This is a genomic window from Mycobacterium sp. SMC-2 (assembly GCF_025263485.1).
Taxonomy (GTDB): Bacteria; Actinomycetota; Actinomycetes; order Mycobacteriales; family Mycobacteriaceae; genus Mycobacterium.
On sequence record NZ_CP079863.1, the window covers coordinates 486,082 to 510,939 of the forward strand.

Annotated in this window: 24 protein-coding genes, 3 tRNA genes and 1 pseudogene; 21 read left to right on the top strand and 7 right to left on the bottom strand. The window is 68.5% G+C overall.

Features of this window, described 5'->3' with window-relative positions:
- Nucleotides 1-25 precede the first annotated feature (25 nt).
- Nucleotides 26-1,024 carry a phosphotransferase family protein gene (locus KXD96_RS02355; protein WP_260745175.1) on the top strand — a complete coding sequence of 333 codons (999 nt, stop codon included), beginning with the start codon at nt 26-28 and terminating at the stop codon, nt 1,022-1,024.
- A gap of 82 nt (nt 1,025-1,106) precedes the next feature.
- Here KXD96_RS02355 and KXD96_RS02360 read toward each other — a convergent pair whose 3' ends face one another.
- The 3 genes from KXD96_RS02360 to KXD96_RS02370 form a co-directional block, all read right to left on the bottom strand.
- A complete protein-coding gene (locus KXD96_RS02360) occupies nt 1,107-1,757 on the bottom strand; it encodes a DUF1345 domain-containing protein (protein ID WP_260742680.1) in 651 nt (216 codons plus the stop codon).
- Nucleotides 1,758-1,839: 82 nt separating this feature from the next.
- Nucleotides 1,840-1,912, bottom strand: a tRNA-Arg gene (locus tag KXD96_RS02365).
- 41 nt (nt 1,913-1,953) lie between these two features.
- A tRNA-Ser gene (locus tag KXD96_RS02370) sits at nt 1,954-2,042 on the bottom strand.
- 84 nt (nt 2,043-2,126) lie between these two features.
- Here KXD96_RS02370 and KXD96_RS02375 point away from each other — a divergent pair.
- Nucleotides 2,127-3,194 (top strand): pyridoxal phosphate-dependent aminotransferase, encoded by a 1,068-nt coding sequence (locus tag KXD96_RS02375; protein WP_260742681.1) that lies wholly within the window; start codon nt 2,127-2,129, stop codon nt 3,192-3,194.
- 11 nt (nt 3,195-3,205) lie between these two features.
- A complete protein-coding gene (locus tag KXD96_RS02380) occupies nt 3,206-3,667 on the top strand; it encodes a DUF4334 domain-containing protein (protein ID WP_260742682.1) in 462 nt (153 codons plus the stop codon).
- 104 nt (nt 3,668-3,771) lie between these two features.
- On the opposite strand, the gene KXD96_RS02385 is transcribed toward KXD96_RS02380, so the two are convergent.
- Entirely contained in the window at nt 3,772-4,356 is a 585-nt protein-coding gene (locus KXD96_RS02385) for a TIGR03086 family metal-binding protein (protein ID WP_260742683.1), read from the bottom strand.
- 23 nt (nt 4,357-4,379) lie between these two features.
- On the opposite strand from KXD96_RS02385, the gene KXD96_RS02390 reads away from it, so the two are divergent.
- The 4 genes and pseudogenes from KXD96_RS02390 to KXD96_RS02405 form a co-directional block, all read left to right on the top strand.
- Complete coding sequence (locus tag KXD96_RS02390) at nt 4,380-5,204, top strand: crotonase/enoyl-CoA hydratase family protein (RefSeq protein ID WP_260742684.1); 825 nt, start codon at nt 4,380-4,382, stop codon at nt 5,202-5,204.
- A 7-nt stretch (nt 5,205-5,211) separates the two neighbouring features.
- On the top strand, nt 5,212-6,447 hold the full coding sequence (gene lipE, locus KXD96_RS02395; protein WP_260742685.1) for a lipase LipE: 1,236 nt from the start codon (nt 5,212-5,214) through the stop codon (nt 6,445-6,447).
- A gap of 29 nt (nt 6,448-6,476) precedes the next feature.
- Nucleotides 6,477-6,668, top strand: coding sequence for a hypothetical protein (locus KXD96_RS02400; protein WP_260742686.1), 192 nt, complete (start codon nt 6,477-6,479; stop codon nt 6,666-6,668).
- 36 nt (nt 6,669-6,704) lie between these two features.
- Nucleotides 6,705-6,944, top strand: a pseudogene (locus KXD96_RS02405) (hypothetical protein); the annotation flags it as partial.
- 5 nt (nt 6,945-6,949) lie between these two features.
- On the opposite strand, the gene KXD96_RS02410 reads toward KXD96_RS02405, so the two are convergent.
- Nucleotides 6,950-7,036: transfer RNA gene (locus KXD96_RS02410), tRNA-Ser, on the bottom strand.
- Between the two features lie 37 nt (nt 7,037-7,073).
- On the opposite strand from KXD96_RS02410, the gene KXD96_RS02415 reads away from it, so the two are divergent.
- On the top strand, nt 7,074-8,042 hold the full coding sequence (locus KXD96_RS02415; RefSeq protein WP_260742687.1) for an NAD(P)H-quinone oxidoreductase: 969 nt from the start codon (nt 7,074-7,076) through the stop codon (nt 8,040-8,042).
- Nucleotides 8,043-8,120: 78 nt separating this feature from the next.
- On the opposite strand, the gene KXD96_RS02420 is transcribed toward KXD96_RS02415, so the two are convergent.
- Complete coding sequence (locus KXD96_RS02420) at nt 8,121-9,317, bottom strand: cysteine desulfurase-like protein (protein WP_260742689.1); 1,197 nt, start codon at nt 9,315-9,317, stop codon at nt 8,121-8,123.
- Nucleotides 9,318-9,435: 118 nt separating this feature from the next.
- Between KXD96_RS02420 and KXD96_RS02425 the strand changes: the two genes are divergently transcribed.
- Genes KXD96_RS02425 through KXD96_RS02445 form a run of 5 tightly spaced genes read left to right on the top strand, consistent with a single transcriptional unit; the run spans nt 9,436 to nt 14,487 of the window.
- Nucleotides 9,436-11,409 carry a DUF6541 family protein gene (locus tag KXD96_RS02425; protein WP_260742690.1) on the top strand — a complete coding sequence of 658 codons (1,974 nt, stop codon included), beginning with the start codon at nt 9,436-9,438 and terminating at the stop codon, nt 11,407-11,409.
- Between the two features lie 22 nt (nt 11,410-11,431).
- Nucleotides 11,432-11,938: a bacterial proteasome activator family protein gene (locus KXD96_RS02430; protein ID WP_260742692.1), complete on the top strand. Its 507-nt coding sequence runs from the start codon at nt 11,432-11,434 to the stop codon at nt 11,936-11,938.
- Nucleotides 11,939-11,948: 10 nt separating this feature from the next.
- Entirely contained in the window at nt 11,949-12,749 is an 801-nt protein-coding gene (locus tag KXD96_RS02435) for an ABC transporter ATP-binding protein (RefSeq protein WP_260742693.1), read from the top strand.
- Complete coding sequence (locus KXD96_RS02440) at nt 12,746-13,660, top strand: glycosyltransferase (RefSeq protein WP_260742695.1); 915 nt, start codon at nt 12,746-12,748, stop codon at nt 13,658-13,660. Before KXD96_RS02435 ends, KXD96_RS02440 begins: the two co-directional genes overlap by 4 nt.
- Nucleotides 13,657-14,487 carry an ABC transporter permease gene (locus KXD96_RS02445; protein WP_260742696.1) on the top strand — a complete coding sequence of 277 codons (831 nt, stop codon included), beginning with the start codon at nt 13,657-13,659 and terminating at the stop codon, nt 14,485-14,487. The genes KXD96_RS02440 and KXD96_RS02445 overlap by 4 nt, the downstream gene beginning before the upstream one ends.
- 1 nt (nt 14,488) lies before the next feature.
- Here the strand turns inward: KXD96_RS02445 and KXD96_RS02450 are convergent, their stop codons facing one another.
- On the bottom strand, nt 14,489-14,854 hold the full coding sequence (locus tag KXD96_RS02450) for a DUF732 domain-containing protein (RefSeq protein ID WP_260742698.1): 366 nt from the start codon (nt 14,852-14,854) through the stop codon (nt 14,489-14,491).
- A 90-nt stretch (nt 14,855-14,944) separates the two neighbouring features.
- On the opposite strand from KXD96_RS02450, the gene KXD96_RS02455 reads away from it, so the two are divergent.
- The 8 genes from KXD96_RS02455 to KXD96_RS02495 all read left to right on the top strand — a co-directional run bounded on the left by KXD96_RS02455 (nt 14,945) and on the right by KXD96_RS02495 (nt 24,806).
- A complete protein-coding gene (locus tag KXD96_RS02455; protein WP_260742699.1) occupies nt 14,945-15,466 on the top strand; it encodes a 6-carboxytetrahydropterin synthase in 522 nt (173 codons plus the stop codon).
- Between the two features lie 200 nt (nt 15,467-15,666).
- Nucleotides 15,667-16,146: a GreA/GreB family elongation factor gene (locus tag KXD96_RS02460; protein ID WP_260742701.1), complete on the top strand. Its 480-nt coding sequence runs from the start codon at nt 15,667-15,669 to the stop codon at nt 16,144-16,146.
- A 53-nt stretch (nt 16,147-16,199) separates the two neighbouring features.
- Nucleotides 16,200-16,628, top strand: a complete 429-nt coding sequence (locus KXD96_RS02465; protein WP_260742702.1) for a GtrA family protein — start codon at nt 16,200-16,202, stop codon at nt 16,626-16,628.
- Nucleotides 16,629-16,659: 31 nt separating this feature from the next.
- The gene (locus KXD96_RS02470) at nt 16,660-18,051 is read left to right on the top strand and encodes an FAD-binding oxidoreductase (protein ID WP_260742704.1); all 1,392 of its coding nucleotides are present in this window, start codon (nt 16,660-16,662) and stop codon (nt 18,049-18,051) included.
- An 11-nt stretch (nt 18,052-18,062) separates the two neighbouring features.
- The gene (locus KXD96_RS02475) at nt 18,063-18,827 is read left to right on the top strand and encodes a decaprenylphospho-beta-D-erythro-pentofuranosid-2-ulose 2-reductase (protein WP_260742706.1); all 765 of its coding nucleotides are present in this window, start codon (nt 18,063-18,065) and stop codon (nt 18,825-18,827) included.
- A 2-nt stretch (nt 18,828-18,829) separates the two neighbouring features.
- Nucleotides 18,830-20,761 (top strand): galactan 5-O-arabinofuranosyltransferase, encoded by a 1,932-nt coding sequence (locus KXD96_RS02480; RefSeq protein WP_260742707.1) that lies wholly within the window; start codon nt 18,830-18,832, stop codon nt 20,759-20,761.
- The gene (locus tag KXD96_RS02485; protein ID WP_260742708.1) at nt 20,758-24,048 is read left to right on the top strand and encodes an arabinosyltransferase domain-containing protein; all 3,291 of its coding nucleotides are present in this window, start codon (nt 20,758-20,760) and stop codon (nt 24,046-24,048) included. The genes KXD96_RS02480 and KXD96_RS02485 overlap by 4 nt, the downstream gene beginning before the upstream one ends.
- A gap of 134 nt (nt 24,049-24,182) precedes the next feature.
- On the top strand, nt 24,183-24,806 hold the full coding sequence (locus KXD96_RS02495; RefSeq protein WP_260742709.1) for a maleylpyruvate isomerase family mycothiol-dependent enzyme: 624 nt from the start codon (nt 24,183-24,185) through the stop codon (nt 24,804-24,806).
- Nucleotides 24,807-24,858: the final 52 nt, after the last annotated feature.

The following is a 24,858-nucleotide window of genomic DNA, read 5'->3' on the forward strand; positions in this document are numbered from 1 at the left end:
GAATCTGGACGCCGTTGCGGCGTGGATGTCCGAGCGTGGGCTCGGCGAGGGCCCGTTGGAGGACATTTCGCCCGTTACCGGTGGAACCCAGAACGTCATGCTCCGGTTCACCCGGGCCGGCCGGCCGTACGTGCTGCGGCGTGGCCCGCGGCACCTGCGCCCGCGGAGCAACAGCGTGATCCTGCGCGAAACGGAAGTCCTTGCCGCACTTGCCGGTTCGAACGTGCCGCACCCACGGTTGATCGCCGCGTGCGAGGATCCCGCCGTGCTGGGCGACGCCGTCTTCTACCTGATGGACCCGGTCGAAGGATTCAACGCCGGCGAGGGACTGCCGCCGCTGCATGCGGGCGATGCCGGCGTGCGGCACGGCATGGGCCTCTCCATGGCCGACGCGCTGGCCAAGCTCGGCGCCGTCGACCACGTCGCGGTGGGCCTCGCCGACTTCGGCAAGCCGGAGGGCTTCCTGGAACGCCAGGTGCCGCGGTGGCTTTCGGAGCTGGACTCCTACAGCGAGTACGACGGCTACCCCGGGCCCGACATCCCCGGGATCGAGGACGTGGCGGGCTGGCTGGAACGCCACCGGCCGACCACCTGGACCCCGGGCATCATGCACGGCGACTACCACGCCGCCAACGTGATGTTCTCCCTGACCGGTCCGGAGGTGGTCGCCATCGTCGACTGGGAGATGTGCACGATCGGCGACCCGCTGCTGGATTTGGGGTGGCTGCTGGCCACCTGGCGCCAGCCCGACGGTTCCAGCGTGTTCAGCCACGCCCTGGGTGGCCACGACGGGCTGGCCAGCACCGACGAATTGTTCGCGCGCTACGCGGCCAACACCACCCGGGACCTGTCGCACATCGCCTGGTACACCGTGCTGGCCTGCTTCAAGCTGGGCATCGTGATCGAGGGGACACTCGCCCGGGCCTGCGCGGGCAAGGCCGAAAAAGAGGTCGGCGACCAATTGCACGCGGCCACGGTCCACCTGTTCGAGCGCGCGCTGGGCCTCATCGAGGGCGAGCGCTGATCCACTAACATCTCCCCACAGCCCGAGCCGCCGACTCCGTGGTACAGCCGCCCGGCCGGGGGCCGCTAGCGAGCAGGGCGCGTCACAGCTTGGCGCTCAACCCCGCGATCATGTTGATGGTGACGGCCAGAATTACGGCGCCAAGAAGGTACGACAGCAGCGCATGGCGTAAGACGGTCACTCGCAGCCGAGAGCTGTTGATCTCGGTGTCGGAGACTTGAAAAGTCATACCGACGGTGAACGCCACGTAGGCGAAATCGAGGTAGCGCGGCGGATGTGGGTCGTGGAAATCGATGCCGCCGATTTCGTCGGAGTAGTAGAGGCGCGCATAGTGCGCCGTGAAAAGCGTATGCACGGCAAACCACGACGCCGCCACGGCCAGAACACCGACGCCCGCTGCGGCGAGGGATTCGCCACCCGCATGCGTGCCCGCGGCTACGACGTATCCGACCCCGCCGAGGCTGCCCAGGCTCGCCGAGACTATGACCACGTCGGCAAGCAACCGGGTCGCGTCCTCGCGCGTCGCATGCCGAGCGGTGCGCTCCGCATCCATCGGGGCGATGATCAGCCAGCTCCATGCCGCATACAGCGCTGCGGCCGCAACCCAGCCGAGGAGAGCGAACCTGCCGCCGAACACATCGGCGACCACGACGGCGACCGCCGTTCCGGCGAGCAAGGCGACAAAGAGGCGCACCGCGACGGTGTCACGGACAAGGCGCACATAGGAAGTCACAGCGTCGACTTAAGCAGATCCGGCGGATACGACCGCTCGAAAAGAGGTCCCCAGCTAATACGCTGAGCCGCGATTTCAAGAGCGCGCCCGAAGGGATTCGAACCCCTAACCTTCTGATCCGTAGTCAGATGCTCTATCCGTTGAGCTACGGGCGCCGGTTTTCAGTTGTGTTGGTCGTGTTCCGCTAGGGACCCAGCGGAGGCGAGAGGATTTGAACCTCCGGTCCCCTTTGAGGGGGACAACTCATTAGCAGTGAGCCCCATTCGGCCGCTCTGGCACGCCTCCCTTGGACTGTTTGAGGGTACCCGACCCCTTTCCGGTCTCGCGGAACCGGCCATAGCGTACACATCCGCGACATAAACTGTCGAAGTGACCGCCCGCTTGCGTCCGGAACTGGCCGGACTGCCCGTCTATGTGCCCGGCAAGAACGTGCCGGGCTCGATCAAACTGGCCAGCAACGAAACCGTGTACGGCCCGCTGCCCAGCGTGCGGGCGGCCATCGAGCGCGCCGTCGCCGTCGTCAACCGCTACCCCGACAACGCCTGCGTGGACCTCAAGGCGGCGCTGGCCATGCACCTGGGTTCCGACGTCGCCCCCGAGCACATCGCGGTCGGCAGCGGTTCGGTCACCTTGTGCCAGCAGCTGGTGCAAATCACCTCGTCCGCGGGCGACGAGGTGATGATGGGCTGGCGCACGTTCGAGTGCTACCTGCCGATCGTCCAGGTGTCCGGCGCGACCGCGGTCAAAGTGCCGTTGACCGACCACACGCACGACCTCGACGCCATGCTCGCCGCGGTCACCGACCGCACGCGGCTGATCTTCGTCTGCAACCCGAACAATCCGACCTCCACGGTCGTCGATCCGGGCGCCCTGGCCCGCTTCGTCGAAGCTGTGCCGCCGCACATCCTGATCGCCATCGACGAGGCCTACGTCGAGTACATCCGCGACGGCATGCTGCCCCGCACCCTGGAGCTGGCCCTATCCCGCAGCAATGTCGTTGTGCTGCGGACCTTTTCGAAGGCCTACGGGCTGGCGGGCCTGCGCGTCGGTTATGCGGTGGGCCACCCCGACCTGATCACCGCGCTGGACAAGGTCGTGATGCCCTTCGCGGTGACCAACGTCGCGCAGGCGGCCGCCATCGCGTCGCTGGAGGCGTCGCACGAACTCATGGCCCGCACCGACGCACTCGTCGCCGAGCGCACCCGCGTCAGCGCCCGGCTACGGGACGCCGGCTTCACCCTGCCGCCGTCGCAGGCCAACTTCGTCTGGCTGCCCCTGGGCTCTCGCACCGAGGACTTCACCGAGCAGGCCGCCGACGCGCACCTGGTGGTGCGGCCGTTCGCAGGCGAGGGGGTGCGCGTCACCATCGGTGCGGTGGAGGAGAATGACGTCCTGTTGCAGTTCGCCTGCGACTGGATTTCCCGCACCGAACCGTAAGGAGTGGTCCCTTGGACTTGGCGCGCAAACTGTTCACCGAGTTCAAGGAGCGCGGCGGTGATATCCCCGACACCGAGCTCGACGACTTCTGGGCCAGCCTCGAGCCCGCGACGATCGAGGGGATGCTCGGCGAGTGGAAGGGCGGCGAGTTCCGCACCGGCCACCGGATGAACGGCCAGCTGGAAAAGGCCGGCTGGTTCGGCAAGACGTTCTCCTCGGCCCGCGACGTGCAGCCGCTGGTGTGCCTAGACGCCGACGGCAACAAGTTCTCGAACGTTCAGATGGGCAAGGGCGAGGCCAGCCTGTGGCTCGAAGAGTTCCGCGGCGAGGTCACCGCCACGATGGTCTACGACGGCCAGCCCGTGCACGACCACTTCAAAAAGATCGACGACGACGCCGTGATGGGCATCATGAACGGCAAGGGCGTCCGGGACAACGGACGCTATTACTACTTCTACCTCGAACGGGTGTAGCGCCTGAGCCTTCGAGCGTGCGCTGACGGCTTCGATTGTGCGTGCAGGGCGGCGACACGCCGGGCGCGGCCGGCTTGGACGCACACTCGGCTGAGCGGTAAGCGCTACCGGGCCGGGTCGCGGCCGGTGAAGGCGACCAACTGCTCGAGCGCCCCGGCGTCTTCGGGCACGTCAACCGGGTCGTCGAAGCCGGCGCCACCGCGGAACTCCGGCCTGATGACCTGGTGGGCCAGTCCCAACACGTACTCGGACAACGGTTCGGGAGCGTCGACCTCGCGTCCCACGGCGACCGCGTAATCCCAGGCGTGGACCAGGAATTCGAGCGACAGGATGGCGCAGGCACCCTTGGCGGGCAGCTCGCGGTCGCCAAACGGCACGGTGCCGTCCAACCCGTGGCGGTGCCAGGCATCCAAAGCGGGCCGGGCCGCGGCGACCACCTGCCGCTCCACCGAATCGCCTTCCTCGCGCTCCGGGATCTGCGCACCCACCATGCCGCCCAGCGCCGTGATAGAGCCGAGCAGGTGATCGGTCAGCCGCGCCACGTCGAAGTCGGCGCACGGCGTCTGCCGGGAGAGGTCGTCGGCCGCGATGGTGTGCAACACCCGTTGCAACACCCCGAGCGTGTCCTCGGCGCTGTGCAGTTCGTCGGTGGGCGGGGAATGTGGGCCGGGCCGCAAATCAGACGCCATGTTTGCCACGCTACGGTCTCGATATGGCGCAAGCATACGAATCCGTCGCGGTGGAAACGAAGGATCACGTCGCGCAGGTGACGCTGATCGGGCCGGGCAAGGGCAACGCGATGGGCCCGGCGTTCTGGTCGGAGATGCCGGAGCTGTTCGCGGCGCTGGACGCCGACCCCGAGGTGCGGGCCATCGTGATCACCGGCTCGGGCAAGAACTTCAGCTACGGCCTGGACGTACCCGCGATGGGTGGTTCGTTCACCCCGCTGCTGTCCGGTGACGCCCTGGCCGGCCCGCGCGCGGTCTTCCACCGCGAGGTCAAGCGCATGCAAGGCGCCATCACCGCGGTGGCGGACTGCCGCACCCCGACGATCGCGTCGGTGCACGGCTGGTGCGTCGGCGGCGGCGTCGACCTGATCTCAGCGGTCGACATCCGCTACGCCAGCGCCGACGCCAAATTCTCGGTGCGCGAGGTCAAACTGGCCATCGTCGCCGACGTCGGCAGCCTGGCCCGCCTGCCGCTGATCCTGAACGACGGGCATCTGCGCGAACTCGCGCTGACCGGAAAGGACATCGACGCGGCCCGGGCCGAAAAGATCGGCCTGGTCAACGACGTGTACGCCGACGCCGACGCGACGCTGGCCGCCGCGCACGCCACCGCCGCCGAGATCGCGGCCAACCCGCCGCTGACCGTCCACGGCATCAAGGACGTCCTCGACCAGCAGCGCATCGCCGCGGTGTCGGAAAGCCTGCGCTACGTCGCCGCCTGGAACGCCGCCTTCCTGCCGTCGAAGGACCTGACCGAGGGCATCGCGGCGACATTCGAGAAGCGGCCGGCGCAGTTCACGGGGGAATAGGCGCGCAGTGACCCGAGACGGCAGGATCCGCGTCCCGGCCGACTTGGACGCCGTGACGGCGATCGGCGACGAAGACCACTCCGAGATCGACAGCGCCGCCGTCGACCGGATCTGGGCGGCCGCCCGGCACTGGTACGAAGCCGGGTTCCACCCCGCCATCCAGCTGTGCATCCGCCGGCACGGGCGGGTCGTGCTCAACCGCGCGATCGGCCACGGCTGGGGCAACGCCCCGAGCGACCCGCCCGACGCCGAGAAGGTCCCCGTCACCCCCGACACGCCGTTCTGCGTGTACTCGGCGGCCAAAGGCATGGCGGCGACCGTGATCCACATGCTCGTCGAGCGCGGGGTCTTCTCCCTCGACGACCGCGTCTGCGACTACATCCCCACCTTCACCAGCCACGGTAAGCACCGGATCACCATCCGGCACGTCATGACCCACAGCGCCGGGCTGCCCTTCCCGACCGGGCCCAAGCCGGACATCAAGCGCGCGGACGACCACGAGTACGCGCAGCAGAAGCTGGGCGAGCTGCGGCCGATCTACCGGCCGGGGCTGGTGCACATCTACCACGCGCTGACCTGGGGCCCGCTCGTGCGCGAGCTCGTATACGCGGCCACCGGCAAGGAGATTCGCGAGATTCTGGCCACCGAGATCCTCGACCCGCTCGGGTTCCGGTGGACCAACTTCGGCGTCGCCAAAGAGGACCTGCCGTTGGTCGCGCCGAGTCACGCCACCGGCCGCCCGCTGCCGCCGGTGGTCGCGCAGATATTCCGCAAGGCGATCGGCGGGACCGTGCACGAGATGATCCCAATCACCAACACGCCGTTGTTTCTCACCACCATCATCCCGTCGTCCAACACCGTCTCGACGGCGCACGAGATGTCCCGCTTCGCCGAAATCTGGCGTCGCGGTGGCAACCTCGACGGTGTGCGGGTGATGAGCCCCGAAACGATGTACGGCGCGATCAAGGAATGCCGCCGACTGCGACCGGATTTCGCGGTCGGGCTGCAGCCGGCCCGGTGGGGCACGGGGTACATCCTCGGCACGAATCGGTGGGGGCCGTTCGGGCGCAACGCCCCGCACGCTTTCGGCAATCTCGGTCTGGTCAACATCGCGATCTGGGCCGACCCGGCCCGCGGCCTGGCGGCCGGTGTGGTGAGCAGCGGCAAACCCGGGCGCGACCCGGAGGCCAAGCGCTACACCGCCCTGATGGACACGATCACCGCCGAGATCCCCACCGATTGAGGGCACCCTCGGGTGGGAACCCTGCCGGCATGGCTACCTACCGAGTGCTCAACCCGAAGGGCGACGTCGTCGCTACCAAGGACATCGACAGCGCCGACAAGGCGCACGCGTGGTTCGCCGACGAGGCGGTCGAGGGCAACGAGCTGGGCTGGCGCATGGAAGTCGAGGCCAACGGCGAGTGGCGCTTCTTCGACAACAGCGAAGGCGATCGCAGCTACTAGTGTTTGTCGCCCCGAGAGGGGGGCACCCAAACGGGCATGGACTCTGACCGCTTCCGCAAGTTGCTAGACGCCCCAGGGCCGTTCGCGTCGGTCTACTTCGACGACTCACATGACACCCACGATGCCGAAGCTCAGCTTCAGCTCAAGTGGCGGGCGATGAAGGAAGACCTGGAAAACCAGGGCGCCAGTGCGGCGGTGACCGAGGAAATCGGGCGAGCGGTGCTGGACCTGCGTCCGGCGATCGGGCGCAGCGGCAGCGCCATCGCGTCGGCTGACGCGCGCGGTGGCGGAGGGATTTGAACCCCCGGACGGTGTTAGCCGTCTCTCGCTTTCAAGGCGAGTGCATTAGGCCGCTCTGCCACGCCACCACGGACAAGAGTAACGGGGGCTAGTAACGTCGCCGGCATGCGCGCGATCGTCGCCGAATCCCCAGATCAGCTTTCCTGGCAAGACGTGCCCGACGTGTCCCCCGGGCCCGGCGAGGTCCTGATCAAAGTGACCGCGGCCGGCGTGAACCGCGCCGACTTGCTACAGGCCGCCGGTAGATACCCGCCCCCGCCCGGAGCCAGTGAAATCATCGGCATGGAGGTGTCCGGTGTCGTCGCCGAAACCGGCGAGGGTGTCACGGATTGGCCAGTGGGACAAGAGGTTTGCGCGCTGCTGGCCGGCGGCGGATACGCCGAGTACGTCGCGGTTCCCGCCGGGCAGGTGATGCCCGTGCCCGACGGGGTGGACCTCGTCGACGCCGCCGGACTGCCGGAGGTGGCGTGCACGGTGTGGTCGAACCTGGTGATGATCGCCCACCTGGGCAAGGGCCAGCTGCTGCTTCTCCACGGCGGCGCAAGCGGCATCGGAAGCCACGCGATTCAGGTCGCGCGGGCGCTGGGGGTCCGGGTGGCCGTGACGGCCGGGTCTGCGGAGAAGCTGGAATTCTGCCGGGAGCTGGGCGCCGAAATCACCATCAACTACCGCGACGAGGACTTCGTCGGGCGCGTGCGCGAAAACGGCGGCGCCGACGTGATTCTCGACATCATGGGCGCCTCCTACCTGGACCGCAATATCGACGCCCTGGCCACCGACGGGCAGCTGGTCATCATCGGCATGCAGGGCGGCATCAAGGGCGAGCTCAACATCGGCAAGCTGCTCGGCAAGCGCGCTCGGGTCATCGGCACCACGCTGCGGGCCCGCCCGGTCACCGGCCCGAACAGCAAGACGGAGATCGTGCAGGCGGTGATCGGGTCGGTGTGGCCGATGATCGCCGAGGGCCGCGTCCGCCCGATCATCGGCGCCCGCATGCCAATCCAACAGGCCGGCGCGGCACATCAACTGCTGACCGCGAGCAAGGTGACCGGAAAGGTCGTCCTGACGGTTTAGCGGAATTCGCGAGCGTAGCGGGGCTGCGATTTCCGGGCCGGATTTTCGCAGTGAGGTTACGCTCGCGGCCCCAATGGTTCAGCCCAGCGACGCCAGCGCGCGCACCAACTGGTCAACCTCGGCCGTCGTCGAGTAATGCGCCAGCCCGACCGTGACGGCGCCGCCGACGTCGTTGACGCCCAGCACGTCGAGCGCGCGGGAATTCTCGTTGGTGACGGCCAGGATCCCGTTGTCCGCCAACCGCTGAACCACCCGCTCGGCCGGCACGCCGTTCAGGGCGAAGCTGACCACGGGTATCCGCACCTCCGGACGGCCGATCACCATGACCAACGGCAACGACCGCAACGACACCATCAGGTAATCGAAGATCCGGTTCATGTACAGACTGGCCGATTGCATCGACATCGACAGGCGTTCGCGACGGCTGCCGCGGGCGGACTCGTCGAGCGCGGCCAGATACTCGATGCTGGCGACCACCCCGGCCAGCAGACCGAACTGGTGCGCGCCGATCTCGAGGCGCGACGCGCCGGTGGCCTTCGGGTCCGCGGAGATGGAGCCGAACGAATTGAGCAGCGCCGGCTCGCGGAACACCACCGCGCCGATCGGCGGACCGCCCCACGCCAGGGCGTTGACCGCCACCACGTCGGCGTCGGTTTCCTTGACGTCGAGCAACCGGTACGGCGCGGCGGCGGAGTGGTCGACCACCACCAGCCCGCCGACGTCGTGCACCAGCTTGGTCATCGCCCGCAGGTCGGTGACCGTGCCCAGCGCCGCGGACGCCGACGCGACGGCCACCAGCCGGGTCGACTTCCCGATCAGGCCCTCCCACTGCCATGTCGGCAGCTCACCGGTCTCGATGTCGATTTCGGCCCATTTCACCTTGGCGCCGTAGCGGTGCGCCGCCCGGAGCCACGGCGCGATGTTCGCCTCGTCGTCCAAGCGGCTGACGACCACCTCGTAGCCCAGGCCCGCACGCGAGGACGAGGCTTCGGCCAGCGCCGACAACAGGATCGCGCGGTCGGCCCCGAGCACCACCCCCGCCGGGTCCACGTTGAACAGGTCGGCCACCGCCGTGCGCGCCGCCTCCAGGATGGCGGCGCTGCGTTGCGCGGACGGGTGCGCGCCCGCCGTGGTGGCGCTCGATCGGCGGAAGGCCGTCGAAACGGTGGTCGCAACGGAATCGGGGATGAGCATCCCGGTCGGCGCGTCGAAGTGCACCCACCCGTCACCCAGCGACGGATGCAGTCCGCGCACCCGGGCGACGTCGTAAGCCATGCCAGCCACCTTAAAGCTTGCGCATTTTCGCGAAACTGTGACCGTAGTGGGCGCCGCAGACGCTCCAACCAGCCGGTGGCTTCCCGAGGCAGGACACCCGGGCAGCCATACTAGTCGAGTGGGCCTCTGGTTCGGAACGCTGATCGCATTGTTTTTGCTGATAGCGCCGGGGGCGGTCATCGCGCGAATCAGTCAGTTGAGTTGGCCCATTGCCGTCGCGGTCGGCCCCGCGCTGACCTACGGTGTGGTAGCGCTGGCGATCATCCCGTTCGGTGCCGTCGGAATCCCCTGGAACGGCTGGACCGCGCTGGCCACGCTGGTCGTGGTGTGCCTGGTGGTGACGGTCCTGCAGCTGCTGCTCGGCCGCTACCGCGACACCGAGGCCGAAGCGCGCGGCATCAGCCGCTGGCCGGCGCTCGCCGTGGCCGCCGGGGTCCTGCTCGGGTCGCTGCTGATCATGTGGGCGGCCTACCGCGGTCTGGCCGCCCATTGGCAAACCATCCCCAGCACCTGGGACGCCGTCTGGCACGCCAACGAGGTCCGCTTCATCCTCGACACCGGGCAGGCTTCGTCCACGCACATGGGTGAGCTGCGCAACGTCGAAACGCACCAGGCGCTGTACTACCCGTCGGTGTTCCACGCGTGGGTGGCGGTGTTCTGCCAGCTCACCGGGGCGGCACCAACCACCGGCTACACGCTGAGCTCGGTGGCGGCCTCCGTCTGGCTGTTCCCGACCAGCGCGGCGATGCTGGCCTGGCAGCTGCTGCGCCCCCGCTGGGGGGAATGGCGCACCGCCGGCGCGGCCGCCACCACCGCCGCGCTGTCGGCGTCGTTCACCGCCCTCCCCTACGTCGAGTTCGGCGTCGCCGCGATGCCCAACCTGGCAGCCTACGGTGTCGCCGTCCCGACGTTCGTGCTGATCGCCTCGACGCTGCGGCACCGCGACCGCCTCCCGCTGGCGGTGCTGGCCTTCGTGGGGGTGATGTCGGTCCACCTGACCGGCGGGTTCATCGTCTTGTTGTTCGTCGCGGGCTGGTGGTTGCTGGATGTGGTGTGGCGTCCGGTGCGCGGCCGGGTCGCCGACGCCGCGACGCTCGCCGGCGTCGCGACGGCCACCGCGCTGATCCTGTTGCCGCAGTTCATCAGCGTCCGTCAACAGGAAGACATCATCGCCGGACACTCGTTCCTGACCTACCTGAGCAAGAAGCGGGGCCTGTTCGACGCGGTCTTTCAGCACTCGCGTCATCTCAACGACTTCCCGTACCAGTACGGGCTCATGGCGCTGGCGATCGCGGGCGGGATCGTCTTCGCCTACCAGAGGGTCTGGTGGCCGCTGGCGGTCTGGCTGTTGCTCGTGGTGGTCGAAGTCGACGCGGGAACGCCGCTCGGTGGGCCGCTGGGCGCGGTGGCCGGTGCGTTCGGAGAGTTCTTCTACAAGGACCCGCGCCGGATCGCGGCGGCCGTCACCCTGCTGCTGATGCCGATGGCCGGGGTCGCATTGTTCGGGATCGTCACGGTGGTGGTGGCCGCCGCCAAACGAGTCGCCGGCCGATTCAAACCCCAGCCCGCACCCGTCTGGACCGCGGCCACCGTGGTCCTGCTGGTGGCGACGACCGTATTCGCCGCCCGGCACTACTTCTATCGGCACCTGGTCCTGTTCGGCGACAAGTACGACTCCGTGATGATCGACCAACGCGACCTGATGGCCATGGCCTACCTGGCCACGCTGCCCGCCGCGCACGACACCGTGATCGGCAACGCAAACACCGACGGCACTGCATGGATGTACGCCGTCGCCGACCTGCACCCGCTGTGGACCCACTACGACTACCCGCAGCAAATGGGCCCAGGGCCCAACCGGTACATCTTCTGGACCGGCGCCCGCAAGGGTGACTCCGATCCGCGGGTGGTCGAGGCGATCAAAGCGCTGAATATCAGGTACATCTACACCAGCTCGCCGACGGTCCGGGGATTCGCCGTACCCGACGGACTAGTGTCACTGGATAAATCGAAGTCGTGGGCGCTGATCTACGACAACGGTGGAGCCAGAATCTACGAATGGCGCGGAAACGGCGCGGCGCCGCACTCTTAAGTCCGCAAAGGATGGTGATGGATTGAGTACCCCCAACGACGACGATGGCATCGAGATCATCGGCGGCGTCGACCCGCGGGCCACGGCGGTGACGGAGGACGACTCCGACGAGCGCTCCCTGACCGATCTGGTTGAGCAGCCCGCCAAGGTGATGCGCATCGGGACGATGATCAAGCAACTCCTCGAGGAGGTGCGCGCCGCACCGCTCGACGAGGCCAGCCGCAACCGCCTGCGCGAGATCCACGCCACCAGCATCCGCGAACTGGAAGAGGGCCTGGCGCCGGAGCTGCGCGAAGAACTCGACCGCCTCACCCTGCCGTTCAACGAGGACGCGGCGCCGTCGGACGCCGAATTGCGCATCGCCCAGGCCCAATTGGTCGGCTGGCTGGAAGGGTTGTTCCACGGCATCCAGACGGCGCTGTTCGCCCAGCAGATGGCAGCCCGCGCGCAGCTGGAGAACATGCGCCAGGGCGCGCTGCCGCCGGGCGTAGGCAAGCCGGGCGGGTCCGGACACGGTCAATACCTCTAAGCGAAACACGGTGGCGGGTCCTCACATCGAGACGCACAACGCGTGGGTGGAATTTCCCATTTTCGACGCGAAGTCGCGCTCCCTGAAGAAAGCCTTCCTGGGCAAGGCGGGCGGCACGATCGGCCGCACCAGCTCCAACGTGGTCGTCGTCGAGGCGCTGCGGGACATCACCATGTCGCTCGAGCTGGGTGACCGGGTGGGTCTGGTCGGCCACAACGGCGCCGGGAAATCGACTCTGCTGCGGCTGCTTTCCGGCATCTACGAACCCACCCGCGGCTGGGCGAAGGTCACCGGCCGGGTCGCGCCCATCTTCGATCTTGGGGTGGGGATGGACCCCGAGATCTCCGGCTACGAGAACATCATCATCCGCGGGTTGTTCCTGGGGCAGACCCGAAAGCAGATGATGGCCAAGGTGGACGAGATCGCCGAGTTCACCGAGCTGGGCGACTACCTGTCGATGCCGCTGCGCACGTACTCCACCGGGATGCGGGTGCGGCTGGCCATGGGCGTGGTCACCAGCATCGACCCCGAGATCCTGCTGCTCGACGAAGGTCTCGGCGCGGTCGACGCCGATTTCATGAAGAAGGCTCAGTTCCGGCTGCAGAAATTGGTGGAGCGGTCCGGAATCCTGGTGTTCGCCAGCCATTCCAACGAGTTCCTCGCCCGCCTGTGCAAGACGGCGATGTGGATCGACCACGGTGTGATCCGGATGTCCGGCGGCATCGAAGACGTGGTGCGCGCCTACGAGGGGGAGGACGCGGCCCGGCACGTGCGCGAGGTGCTGGCCGAAACCGCCGCCGAGCAGCCATGAGCGACTCCGTCGTCGCCGTCGTCGTCACCCACCGGCGCCCCGACGAGCTGGCCAAGTCGCTGGGCACCCTGAGCAGCCAGACCCGGCTGCCCGACCACCTGATCGTGGTCGACAACGACGGCCCCGGCTCCGGCCGGGTCCGCGATCTGGTCGCCGGCCAGCCGATCCCGACCACCTACCTGCCATCCCGCCGAAACCTCGGCGGTGCAGGCGGTTTCGCGCTCGGCATGTTGCACGCGTTGGCGCAGGGGGCCGACTGGGTCTGGCTGGCGGACGACGACGGGCGGCCGCAGGACTCGCACGTGCTGGCCACCCTGCTGGCGTGCGCGCAGAAGCATGCCCTGGCCGAAGTGTCGCCGATGGTGTGCAACTCCGACGACCCGCAACGGCTGGCGTTTCCATTGCGACGCGGGCTGGTATGGCGCAGGCGCACAAGCGAATTGCGCACCGACGCGGGGCAGGACCTGCTGCCCGGGATAGCGTCGCTGTTCAACGGCGCGTTGTTCCGGGCCGCCACCCTCGAAGCGATCGGCGTCCCCGACCTACGGCTGTTCATCCGCGGCGACGAAGTGGAGATGCACCGGCGGCTGGTGCGGTCGGGCTTGCCGTTCGGCACCTGCCTGGACGCGATCTACCTGCACCCCTGCGGGTCGGGAGAATTCCGGTCCATCCTGGGCGGCCGCATGCACACCCAATACCCCGACGACCCGGCCAAGCGGTTCTACACCTACCGCAACCGCGGCTATTTGCTGTCCCAGCCCGGCCTGCGCAAGCTGCTGGTCCAGGAGTGGGTCCGGTTCGGCTGGTATTTCCTGGTGACCCGCCGCGACCCCAAGGGGCTGGCCGAGTGGATTCGGTTGCGGCGCTTGGGGCGTCGCGAACAGTTCGGCAAACCTGGAGGATCGGCATGACGTTTCTCGACGCCGCCGCCCAGTCGCGGACCTTCACCCGCGCCCGCGGCGATCTGGTGGCCGGCTTCCGTCGGCACGAGCTGTGGCTGCACCTGGGCTGGCAGGACATCAAGCAGCGCTACCGCCGCTCGGTGCTGGGGCCGTTCTGGATCACCATCGCCACCGGCACCACCGCCGTCGCCATGGGCGGCCTGTACTCCAAGCTGTTTCACCTCGAGCTCTCGGTGCACCTGCCGTACGTCACGCTCGGGCTGATCGTATGGAACCTCATCAACGCGGCCATCCTGGAGGGCGCCGACGTCTTCGTCGCCAACGAGGGACTGATCAAGCAATTGCCGACGCCGCTGTCGGTGCACGTCTACCGGCTGGTGTGGCGGCAGATGATCTTGTTCGCGCACAACATCGTTATCTACGCCGTCATCGCGATGATCTATCCCAAGCCATGGTCGTGGGCGGACCTGTCGGTCTTCCCGGCGCTGGGGCTGATCGTGCTTAATTGCATCTGGGTGTCGCTGTGTTTCGGCATCCTGGCGACCCGCTACCGCGACATCGGTCCGCTGTTGTTCTCGGTCGTGCAATTGCTTTTCTTCATGACGCCGATCATCTGGAACGACGAGACGTTGCGGCAGCAGGGCGCCGGGCGCTGGTCGCGCATCGTGGAGCTCAACCCGCTGCTGCACTATCTGGACATCGTGCGGGCCCCGCTGCTGGGCGCACACCAGGAGCTGCGGCACTGGGCCGTGGTGGGGGCGCTGACCGTTGTCGGCTGGGTGCTGGCGGCGTTCGCGATGCGGCAATACCGCGCCCGGGTGCCGTACTGGGTGTAGCTCACATCAGCGGGGGCAGCGGATTGAGCCAGTCCAACGAATCGCCGATCTGTCCCTTGTATTGCGGGCAGTAGGCGGACACGGAAACGCCGATGAAGAACCCGGCTTGCCGCGCCGAGAGATTGGTGTCTTTCATCACCTTCATCGCCAGCAGGCTCGATCGCTGGTTCCTGTCGAGCCGGGCGCAGACCTTATGGCCCATCGCGATCGCGGCGTCCGGGTCGTCCATCACGATGCCGTTATCCGCCAGGGCTCCCAGGAAGGCGTCGTCGGTTGGGTCCGCCGCCGCCGGGGCCGCGGGAAGCACGGCGGCGACGGACAGCAGGGCCGCGAAGACCGTCGACCACTTCCCCGGACCGACGTTCATATCTACAACGATAGGCACTCACCACGATCGGCGGCCGGCTCCAAGAATTCTTTGAGAATCCCGCAAGCCCGCCGCCGGACGCTGGGCCCCATGCGCAACACCATCTGCTCGGACGGCGTCCGCGTGGCCACCATGCACCGCGCCGACGCGCCGCTGGGCCGCACCGCGAGATTCCACCTATGCAGGTTGTTCGACAATCTGCCCTGCTGCCATCGGTCGTGGGCCAATCAGGGCAAACGCTTCTTCCTGCACGGGTACGAGCGGGCCTTCGACATCGAGTTCGCCTGCGCCGAAACCGAATCAGGCACCGACGCGGTGGTCGACGTGACCACCCTCGACGAGGTCGAGACGGCGCTGCGGGACCAGTTCGACCACACCACGTTGATCGCCGTCGACGACCCGCAGCGCGACCTGTTCGAGTTGCTGGCCGACCGGGGTGTCATCGATCTGCGGATCATGGACGACACCGGGATGGCGGGCACGGCCGCCTGGACGTTCGACACCGTGGAACGGATCGTCGGCCGGGCGACCGGCGGCCGGGTCTGGGTGTCACGGATAAAGGCGCGTGAGAGCCGCAACAACGTCGTCACGCTGACGGCGGGACCCGTTTAGACAAGGACCCCGCCAGCGGACCCGTCGCGCAGGCGGGGCGATCTTTGACGCCCCCGAGGGCAGTGTCGATCGCCACCGGTTCCCAATCCGGCTCCACCAGCCACTGAGCGCGACTCGCCGCTTGTTCAATAACGGTGACGGCGGCCCCGTCGTGGTGCAACACTGGAACGCCACCCGAGCAACTGGGCGAAAGGTCCGACGTGAGCAAGAAGGCGCAGTCACCGGCGGACGCGGCGCGGGAAAACCTGGCCGCGGAGCTGGAGCGGCTACGGCAGCGGCGCGACCGCCTCGAGGTCGAGGTCAGAAACGACCGCGGCATGGTAGGCGATCATGGCGACGCGGCCGAGGCGATCCAGCGCGCCGAGGAACTGGTCGTGCTCAGCGACCGGATCAACGAGCTGGACCGGCGGCTGCGGACCGGGCCGTCGCATGCCGACGAATCGGAAACGCTGCCCGGCGGCACCGAGGTGACCCTGCGGTTCTCCGACGGCGAAGTGGTGACGATGCACGTGATCTCCATCGTCGAAGAGACGCCGGTCGGCCGGGAAGGCGAAACGCTGACCGCGCGCAGCCCCCTGGCCCAGGCCCTGGCCGGACACAAGGCGGGCGACAAGGTGACCTATTCGACGCCGCAGGGCGAGGATCAGGTCGAGTTGATAGCGGTCAAGCTGCCCCGCTGAGCCGTCCCGGCGCGTCCCGGGGGCGGCCCGCCGGCCCGGATAGACTCCCCCCAATGGTTGCCCCGCTGCCCGATGCCGCGCCGCCGAGCCCGCACTTGAGCCTGACGACGCAGGTGACGCGTTTCGTCGTCACCGGTGGCGTGGCGGGGATCGTGGACTTCGGCCTGTACCTGCTGCTGTACAAGGCGGTGAGCGTCCAGGTCGACCTCGCCAAGGCCACCAGCTTCGTCGTCGGCACCATCACCGCGTACCTGATCAACCGCCGGTGGACGTTCCAGGCGGCCCCCAGCACCTCCCGGTTCGTCGCGGTCATGGTTCTGTACGGCATCACGTTCGCGGTGCAGGTCGGGCTCAACCATGCGTGCTTGGCGCTGCTGCACTACCGCGGGTGGGCGATCCCCGTCGCGTTCGTGATCGCTCAGGGCACCGCGACGGTCATCAACTTCATCGTGCAGCGAGCCGTTATCTTCCGCATCCGCTGAGCGACTTCCCCAGGCGGTACCCTCTTTGACGATGTTGAGCACCGACGTTCCGACCACCACCACCCGGCTGATGGGCTTTGGCCGCACCGCCCCGTCGGTGGCCGAGGTGCTCTCCAGCCGCGATCCCGAGGTGATCGCCAAGGCCGTCGCCCGGGTGGCCGAGTCCGGCGGCCCGAACGGGCGGGGCGTGATCGCGCGCGGGCTCGGCCGGTCGTACGGCGACAACGCCCAGAACGGCGGCGGCCTGGTCATCGACATGACCGGGCTCAATCGCATCCACTCGATCAGCGCCGACACCCGGCTGGTCGACGTCGACGCCGGCGTCAGCCTGGACCAGCTGATGAAGGCGGCGCTGCCGTTCGGGCTGTGGGTTCCGGTGCTGCCGGGCACGCGCCAGGTCACCGTCGGCGGCGCGATCGCCTGCGACATCCACGGCAAGAACCACCACAGCGCGGGCAGCTTCGGCAACCACGTGCGCTCCATGGACCTGCTCATGGCCGACGGCACCGTGCGCACCATCACCCCCGACGGGGACGACGCCGAACTGTTCTGGGTCACCGTCGGCGGCAACGGCCTCACCGGGATCGTGCTGCGCGCGACCATCGAGATGACCCCGACGGAGACGGCGTACTTCATCGCCGACGGGGTGGCCACCAAGGACCTCGACGAGACGGTCGCCGTCCACCTGGACGGCAGCGAGGCCAACTACACCTACTCCAGCGCCTGGTTCGACCTGATCAGTCCGCCACCCAAACTCGGCCGGGCCGCGGTCAGCCGCGGCAGCCTGGCCAAGCTGGACCAACTGCCCAAGAAGCTCGCCAAGAATCCGCTGAAATTCGATGCGCCGCAACTGTTGACGGTGCCGAACGTATTTCCGGTCAGCGCGATGAACAAGCTGTCGTTCATGGCCATCGGCGAGGTGTACTACCGGCTGGGCGGAACGTACACCGGCAAGATCATGAACCTGTCGCAGTTCTACCACATGCTCGACCTGGTAAGCGGGTGGAATAACGCTTACGGCCCAATGGGTTTCGCGCAGCATCAGTTCTTGGTTCCGCCGGACGCGATGGAAGAATTCAAGGCCATCATCCGCTGGATCCAGACCCGCGGCCACTACTCGGCGCTCAACGTGTTCAAACTCTTCGGCCCGGGCAACCGCGCGCCGCTGAGTTTCCCGATGGCCGGGTGGAACGTCGCGATGGACTTCCCGAACAAGCCGGGAATCAACGAGTTCCTCAACGAACTCGACCGGCGCGTACTGGAATTCGGCGGCCGGGTCTACACGGCCAAGGACTCTCGCGCGAGCGCCGAGACCTTCCACGCCATGTACCCGCGCATCGACGAGTGGATCGCGGTGCGCCGCAAGGTAGATCCAGCCGGCGTGTTCGCCTCGGACATGGCCCGACGTTTGGAGCTGTTGTAAATGGTGCGCCAATGGTTTTAGACGCCGTGGGAAACCCGCAGACCATCCTGCTGCTCGGCGGTACCTCCGAGATCGGGCTGGCCATCTGCGAGCGCTACCTGCAGAACGCGCACGCCCGTATCGTGCTGGCCGCCATGCCGGATGACCCGGGCCGCGATGCCGCCGTCGCGCAGATGAGGGCGGCGGGCGCGCGGTCGGTGGAGCTGATCGACTTCGAAGCCACCGACACCGACAGTCACCCGAAGATGATCGAGGCGGCGTTCGCCCACGGGGACGTCGACGTGGCCATCGTCGCCTTCGGCATCCTCGGCGACGCCGAGGAGCTCTGGCAGAACCAGCACAAGGCAGTGCTGGCCGCCGAAATCAACTACACCGCCGCGGTTTCGGTGGGGGTGCTGCTCGGCGAGAAGATGCGCGCTCAGGGCTTCGGCCAGATCATCGCGATGAGCTCGGCCGCCGGCGAGCGGGTGCGCCGGTCCAACTTCGTCTACGGCTCCACCAAGGCGGGACTGGACGGCTTCTATCTGGGGCTCGGAGAAGCGCTGCGCGAGTATGGGGTTCGCGTTCTGGTGATCCGCCCGGGTCAGGTGCGTACCCGGATGAGCGCGCACGTCAAGGAAGCACCGCTGACCGTGGGCAAGGAGTATGTCGCCGACCTCGCTGTGACCGCGGCCGCGAAGGGTAAGGAATTGGTTTGGGCGCCAGCAGCGTTCCGTTACGTGATGATGGTGTTGCGACACATCCCGCGGAGCGTCTTCCGCAAGCTGCCAATCTGATCATGCGTAACGCGCTGGCCGTCCTGGGTCAGATGGCGTTGGCCGCCGCGGTGGCCGTCGTCGTCGCGGCGGTCTCGCTGGTAGCCATCTCCGGCGTGCAGTGGCCGGCCTTCCCGTCGTCCAACCAGTTGCACGCGCTGACCACCGTGGGCCAGGTCGGCTGCCTGGCCGGCCTGGTCGCGGTGGGCTGGGCGTGGCGGCGGTCCGGCCGGTGTCGGTGGCTCGCCCAGCTGGGCGGGCTGGTGTTCGTGTCCGCGTTCACCGTCGTGACGCTGGGCATGCCGCTGGGTGCGACCAAGCTGTACCTGTTCGGCATCTCCGTCGACCAGCAGTTCCGCACCGAGTACCTGACCCGGCTCGCCGACAGCCCGGCCCTGCGCGACATGACCTACATCGGGCTGCCGCCGTTCTACCCGCCCGGCTGGTTCTGGATCGGCGGGCGGGTCGCGGCGCTCAGCGGAACACCGGCCTGGGAGATGTACAAGCCGTGGGCCGTCACCTCGATCGCCATCGCGGTCGCCGTCGCGCTTGTGCTGTGGTGGCGGATGGTCCGTTTCGAGTACGCCCTGATCGTCACCACCGCGACGGCGGCGGCGACGCTCGCCTACGGTTCGCCCGAGCCCTACGCCGCGATGATCACCGTGCTGCTGCCGCCGGTGCTGGTGCTGACCTGGTCGGGCCTGCGCGCCGGCGTGGCACCCGAGGCCGAACGTGAAGCTGGCTCACTCGAGCCGCACCGAAGCGGCTGGGCCGCCGTCGTCGCCGCCGGGCTGTTCTTGGGCTTCACCGCCACCTGGTACACGCTGCTGTTCGGCTTTAGCGCCTTCACGTTCGGGGTGATGGGCGTCGCGCTGGCCGGATCACGCTGGCGACAAGGAGGTTTCAGGGCGGCGCTCGACCCGCTGCGCCGGCTCGCCGTCATCGCCGTCATCGCCGCGGCGATCGGGAGCACCACCTGGCTGCCGTTCCTGTTGCGGGCGGCCCGCAGCCCGGTCAGCAACTCCGGCAGCGCCGCGCACTACCTGCCGGCCGACGGCGCCGTGCTCACCTTCCCGATGCTGCAGTTCTCCCTGCTGGGGGCGATCTGCCTGCTGGGCGCCCTGTGGCTGGTGCTGCGCGCCCGGACGTCGGTGCGCGCCGGCGCCCTGGCCATCGGCGTGCTGGCCATCTACCTGTGGTCGCTGTTGTCGATGCTGACCACGCTGGCGCGCACCACGCTGCTGTCGTTCCGGCTGCAGCCCACCCTGACCGTGTTGCTGGTTGCCGCGGGGGCGTTCGGCTTCGTCGAGGCGGTGCGGGCGCTGTCCGCGCGGGGCGGGGCCTGGGAAAGGGCGACGGTCCCCGTCGCCGGGGCCATCGGCCTGGCCGCGGCGATGGCGTTCAGCCAGGACATTCCCGACGTACTGCGCCCGGACCTCACCATCGCCTACACCGACACCGACGGGAACGGCCAGCGCGGCGACCGGCGGCCGCCGAGCGCGGAGAAGTTCTACCCCGACATCGACCGCGCCATCGCGACGGTGACCGGCAGGCCGCGTGACCAGACCGTCGTGATGACCGCCGACTACAGCTTCCTGTCCTTCTATCCCTATTGGGGATTTCAGGGACTGACGTCGCACTACGCCAACCCGCTGGCGCAGTTCGACCTGCGGGCCGCCCAGATCAAGAAGTGGGCCAGTCTCAAGTCCGCCGACGAGCTCATCCGCGCGCTCGACACCTGCCCCTGGCCGCCGCCCACGGTGTTCCTCATGCGCCGCGGCGCGAACGGCGACTACACCCTGCGGCTCGCCGAGGACGTGTATCCCAACCAGCCCAACGTCCGTCGCTACACCGTCGACCTGCGGGCCGCGCTCTTCGAAAGCCCGCAGTTCGTCGTCCAAAGCGCCGGCCCGTTCGTGGTGGCCATCCGCAAGCCCCCGACAAGCCACCGATGAGCACCGACACCTCGCCGCCACGCCACGAAGAACTAGCATCTACCACCGTGACCGACACGGGAGCGAACCACCGGATCGCTCGGTGGGTCGCTACCGTCGCGGGCCTGCTCGGGGCGTTGCTGGCCATCGCCACCCCCCTGCTGCCGGTCAACCAGACCACCGCCGCGCTGAACTGGCCGCAGAACGGCACGTTCGAGAGCGTCGACGCTCCGCTGATCGGATATGTCGCCACCGACCTCGACGTCACCGTGCCCTGCCAGGCCGCCGCCGGGCTCGCCGGACCGCAGAACGCCGCCAAGACGGTGCTGTTGTCGACGGTGCCCAAGCAGGCGCCCAAGGCCGTCGACCGCGGGCTGCTCATCCAGCGAGCCAACGACTACCTGGTGGTGGTGGTGCGCAACGTCGCGGTGGTGACGGCCCCGCTGAGCCAGGTGCTCAGCCCGGCCTGCCAGCGGTTGACCTTCACCGCGCACGCCGAGAAGGTCACCGCCGAGTTCATCGGGCTGACCCAGGGACCCAACGCCGAGCACCCCGGTTCGCCGCTTCGCGGGGAGAAGAGCGGCTACGACTTTCGGCCCCAGATCGTCGGCGTCTTCACCGACCTGAGCGGGCCGGCGCCGCCGGGACTGAGCTTTTCGGCGACCATCGACACGCGCTACAGCAGCAGCCCCACCCAGCTGAAGATGGCGGCGATGATCCTCGGGGTCGTGCTGACGGCCGTCGCCCTGGTCGCGTTGCATCTGCTCGACACCGCCTTCGAGACCGCCGGGGCCACCCGGCACCGCCGCTTCCTGCCGTCGCGCTGGTGGTCGATCGGCGGGCTGGACGCCCTGGTCATCGGCGTGCTGGCGTGGTGGCAGTTCGTCGGCGCGAATACCTCCGACGACGGCTACATCCTGACCATGGCCCGGGTGTCCGAGCACGCCGGCTATATGGCCAACTACTACCGCTGGTTCGGCACACCCGAGGCCCCCTTCGGCTGGTACTACGACCTGCTGGCGCTGTGGGCCCACGTCAGCACCGCCAGCATCTGGATGCGGCTGCCCACCCTGGCCATGGCGCTGACCTGCTGGTGGGTGATCAGCCGTGAAGTCATGCCGCGCCTGGGCCACGCCGTCAAGCGGAGCCGCGGCGCGGCGTGGACCGCGGCCGGCATGTTCCTGGCCGTGTGGCTGCCGCTCAACAACGGCCTGCGTCCCGAGCCCATCATCGCGCTGGGCATCCTGCTGACCTGGTGCTCGGTGGAACGCGCGGTGGCCACCAGCCGACTGCTGCCGGTGGCGGTCGCCTGCATCATCGGTGCGCTGACGCTGTTCTCCGGGCCGACGGGCATCGCCTCGATCGGTGCCCTGCTGGTCGCCATCGGGCCGCTGCGGACCATCCTGCACCGCAGGTCCAAGCGATTCGGCCCGCTGCCGCTGGTGGCACCCCTGTTCGCCGCGGTCACCGTCGGCGCCATCCTCATCTTCCGCGACCAGACCCTGGCCGGCGAGGTTCAGGCCAGCATGCTCAAGCGGGCCGTCGGGCCCAGCCTGAGTTGGTTCGACGAACACATCCGGTACGAGCGGCTGTTCATGGCCAGCCCCGACGGGTCCGTCGCCCGCCGCTTCGCCGTGCTGGCGCTGGTGCTGGCGCTCGGGATCACCGTCGCAATGTCGTTGCGCAAGGGCCGAATTCCCGGCACGGCCGCCGGTCCGAGCCGCCGCATCCTCGGGATCACCATCATCTCCTTCGTCGCGATGATGTTCACGCCGACCAAATGGACCCACCACTTCGGGGTGTTCGCCGGGCTGGCCGGGCCGCTGGGCGCGCTGGCCGCCGTGGCGGTGACGTCCGTGGCGATGCGGTCCCGGCGCAACCGCACCGTGTTCGCCGCGGTGGTGCTGTTCCTGGTGGCCCTGTCGTTCGCCAGCGTCAACGGCTGGTGGTATGTGTCCAATTTCGGTGTGCCATGGTCGAATTCGTTCCCGGCGTGGCACTACGCCTTCGCCACCGCGCTGCTCGGGCTGACCGTCCTGGTGCTGCTACTGGCGGCGTGGTTCCACTTCGTCGACCCTGAGAACAGCGCACCCAAAACCCGGGTTGGCGCGCGTGTCGCCGGAATTGTGCAGTCCCCGTTGGCAATTGCGACGTGGTTGCTGGTGGTGTTCGAGGTGGCGTCGCTGACCCTGGCGATGACCGACCAGTACCCCGCCTGGACGGTGGGCCGCTCCAACCTCGAGGCTGCTTTTGTCTTCAAGACGGGCCACACCTGCGGGCTGGCGCAGGACGTGCTGGTGGAGCAGGAGCCGAACGCGGGCATGCTGGCACCGGTGAGCGCCCCGGTGGCCGATGCCCTCGGAGCGGGCCTGTCGGAAGCCTTCACGCCCAACGGGATTCCCGCCGACGTCCGCGCCGACCCGGTGATGGAACGTCCGGGCGACCGCAGTTTTGTCAGCGACGACAAGTTGGTCACCGGCGCGGAGCCGGGCACCGAGGGCGGCACCACCCCGGCGCCGGGCATCAACGGTTCGGTCGCCCAGCTGCCCTACAACCTCGACCCGGCGCGCACACCCGTGCTCGGCAGCTGGAGGTCGGGCATCCAGTTGCCCGCCCACCTGCGGTCGGGCTGGTATCGACTGCCGGCCCGCGACAAGGCGGGGCCGCTGCTGGTGGTGAGCGCGGCCGGCCGCTTCGACCCCCGCGAGGTCCAGGTCCAGTGGGCCACCGATGACCAAGCGGCGAGCGGACATCCCGGCGGCTCGTTCCAGTTCGCCGACGTGGGGGCGTCCCCGGCGTGGCGCAATTTGCGCTTGCCGCTGTCGGCCATCCCCGCTAGCGCCACCCAGATCCGGTTGGTCGCCGACGACGAAGACCTGGCGCCGCAGCACTGGATCGCGCTCACCCCGCCGCGGATTCCGCAGCTGCGCACGCTGCAGGACGTGGTGGGGTCGAAAGATCCGGTGTTCCTGGACTGGCTGGTCGGCCTGGCGTTCCCGTGCCAGCGGCCGTTCGGCCATCAAAACGGCGTCGACGAGACGCCGAAATGGCGCATCCTGCCGGACCGTTTCGGCGCCGAAGCCAACTCGCCGGTGATGGACAACAACGGTGGCGGTCCGCTGGGCGTCACGGAGCTGCTGCTGAAGGCGACCACCATGGCCACCTATCTGAAGGACGACTGGTCGCGCGACTGGGGCTCGCTGCAACGATTGACTCCCTATTACCCCGGCGCCCAGGCCGCCCGTCTGCAGCTGGGGACCGCCACGCGCAGCGGTCTGTGGAGCCCCGCGCCGCTGCGCAAGAGCTAGGCATCGCTTCGACGTTCAGCTGGGACATCGGCCGGTCCCGGCTGGCAATCCGTCGGCGACGGTGTCGGCGGCGAGGTAAGCTGGCCGCTATATCTGGCTCGCTACACCCGCTTGCTGCCCGCAGGGGCCCGGAAATGACGGCAACGCTGATGGGCATGGCCCGCGACGAGCGGGCAGACCTGGCGGAATTCCTGGCCACCCTGACGCCGCAGCAGTGGGAAGCGCCCAGCCTGTGTTCCGACTGGACCGTCAAAGACGTTGTCGCGCATGTGATCAGCTACGAAGAGCTTGGCACGCTGGGGCTGCTGAAGCGGTTCGCGAAGGGCCGGGTCGTCCACGCCAACCAGGTGGGTGTCGACGAATTCGCCGACCGGAGTGCTCAACAGCTGCTCGACTTCCTTCGCGCCCACCTCCAACCGCGCGGGCTGACAGCGGGTTTCGGCGGAATGATCGCACTCGTCGACGGCACCGTCCATCACCAAGACATTCGCCGCGCGCTCGGCCGGCCGCGCACCGTGCCGGCCGAGCGGCTCCAGCGGGTCCTCGGCCTGGTGCCGGGCAACCCCAGGCTCGGCGCCGGACGCCGGATCAGGGGGCTGCACCTGCGCGCCACCGACGTCGACTGGAAACTCGGCCGCGGGCCGGAAGTCACCGGGCCCGGCGAGGCGCTCCTGATGGCGATGTGCGGCCGCCCGGCGGCGCTCGCCGACCTGGCCGGCCCCGGCCTGGACACCCTGGCCGCCCGGCTGGCCCGCTGACGCCGACCGGGGCCCGCGCGGCCCCGCGTCCTCAGCGGACACAGCGGCTTCG

Bases quoted from the DNA above. Each gene is read 5' to 3' on its own strand.
- KXD96_RS02480 (WP_260742707.1), top strand. From the start codon at position 18,830: ATGCGTAACGCGCTGGCCGTCCTGGGTCAGATGGCGTTGGCCGCCGCG.
- KXD96_RS02400 (WP_260742686.1), top strand. From the start codon at position 6,477: ATGGCTACCTACCGAGTGCTCAACCCGAAGGGCGACGTCGTCGCTACC.
- KXD96_RS02355 (WP_260745175.1), top strand. From the start codon at position 26: ATGTCCGAGCGTGGGCTCGGCGAGGGCCCGTTGGAGGACATTTCGCCC.
- KXD96_RS02470 (WP_260742704.1), top strand. From the start codon at position 16,660: ATGTTGAGCACCGACGTTCCGACCACCACCACCCGGCTGATGGGCTTT.
- KXD96_RS02465 (WP_260742702.1), top strand. From the start codon at position 16,200: ATGGTTGCCCCGCTGCCCGATGCCGCGCCGCCGAGCCCGCACTTGAGC.
- KXD96_RS02485 (WP_260742708.1), top strand. From the start codon at position 20,758: ATGAGCACCGACACCTCGCCGCCACGCCACGAAGAACTAGCATCTACC.
- KXD96_RS02390 (WP_260742684.1), top strand. From the start codon at position 4,380: ATGGCGCAAGCATACGAATCCGTCGCGGTGGAAACGAAGGATCACGTC.
- KXD96_RS02475 (WP_260742706.1), top strand. From the start codon at position 18,063: ATGGTTTTAGACGCCGTGGGAAACCCGCAGACCATCCTGCTGCTCGGC.
- KXD96_RS02450 (WP_260742698.1), bottom strand. From the start codon at position 14,854: ATGAACGTCGGTCCGGGGAAGTGGTCGACGGTCTTCGCGGCCCTGCTG.
- KXD96_RS02440 (WP_260742695.1), top strand. From the start codon at position 12,746: ATGAGCGACTCCGTCGTCGCCGTCGTCGTCACCCACCGGCGCCCCGAC.
- KXD96_RS02415 (WP_260742687.1), top strand. From the start codon at position 7,074: ATGCGCGCGATCGTCGCCGAATCCCCAGATCAGCTTTCCTGGCAAGAC.
- KXD96_RS02445 (WP_260742696.1), top strand. From the start codon at position 13,657: ATGACGTTTCTCGACGCCGCCGCCCAGTCGCGGACCTTCACCCGCGCC.
- KXD96_RS02420 (WP_260742689.1), bottom strand. From the start codon at position 9,317: ATGGCTTACGACGTCGCCCGGGTGCGCGGACTGCATCCGTCGCTGGGT.
- KXD96_RS02385 (WP_260742683.1), bottom strand. From the start codon at position 4,356: ATGGCGTCTGATTTGCGGCCCGGCCCACATTCCCCGCCCACCGACGAA.
- KXD96_RS02495 (WP_260742709.1), top strand. From the start codon at position 24,183: ATGACGGCAACGCTGATGGGCATGGCCCGCGACGAGCGGGCAGACCTG.
- KXD96_RS02455 (WP_260742699.1), top strand. From the start codon at position 14,945: ATGCGCAACACCATCTGCTCGGACGGCGTCCGCGTGGCCACCATGCAC.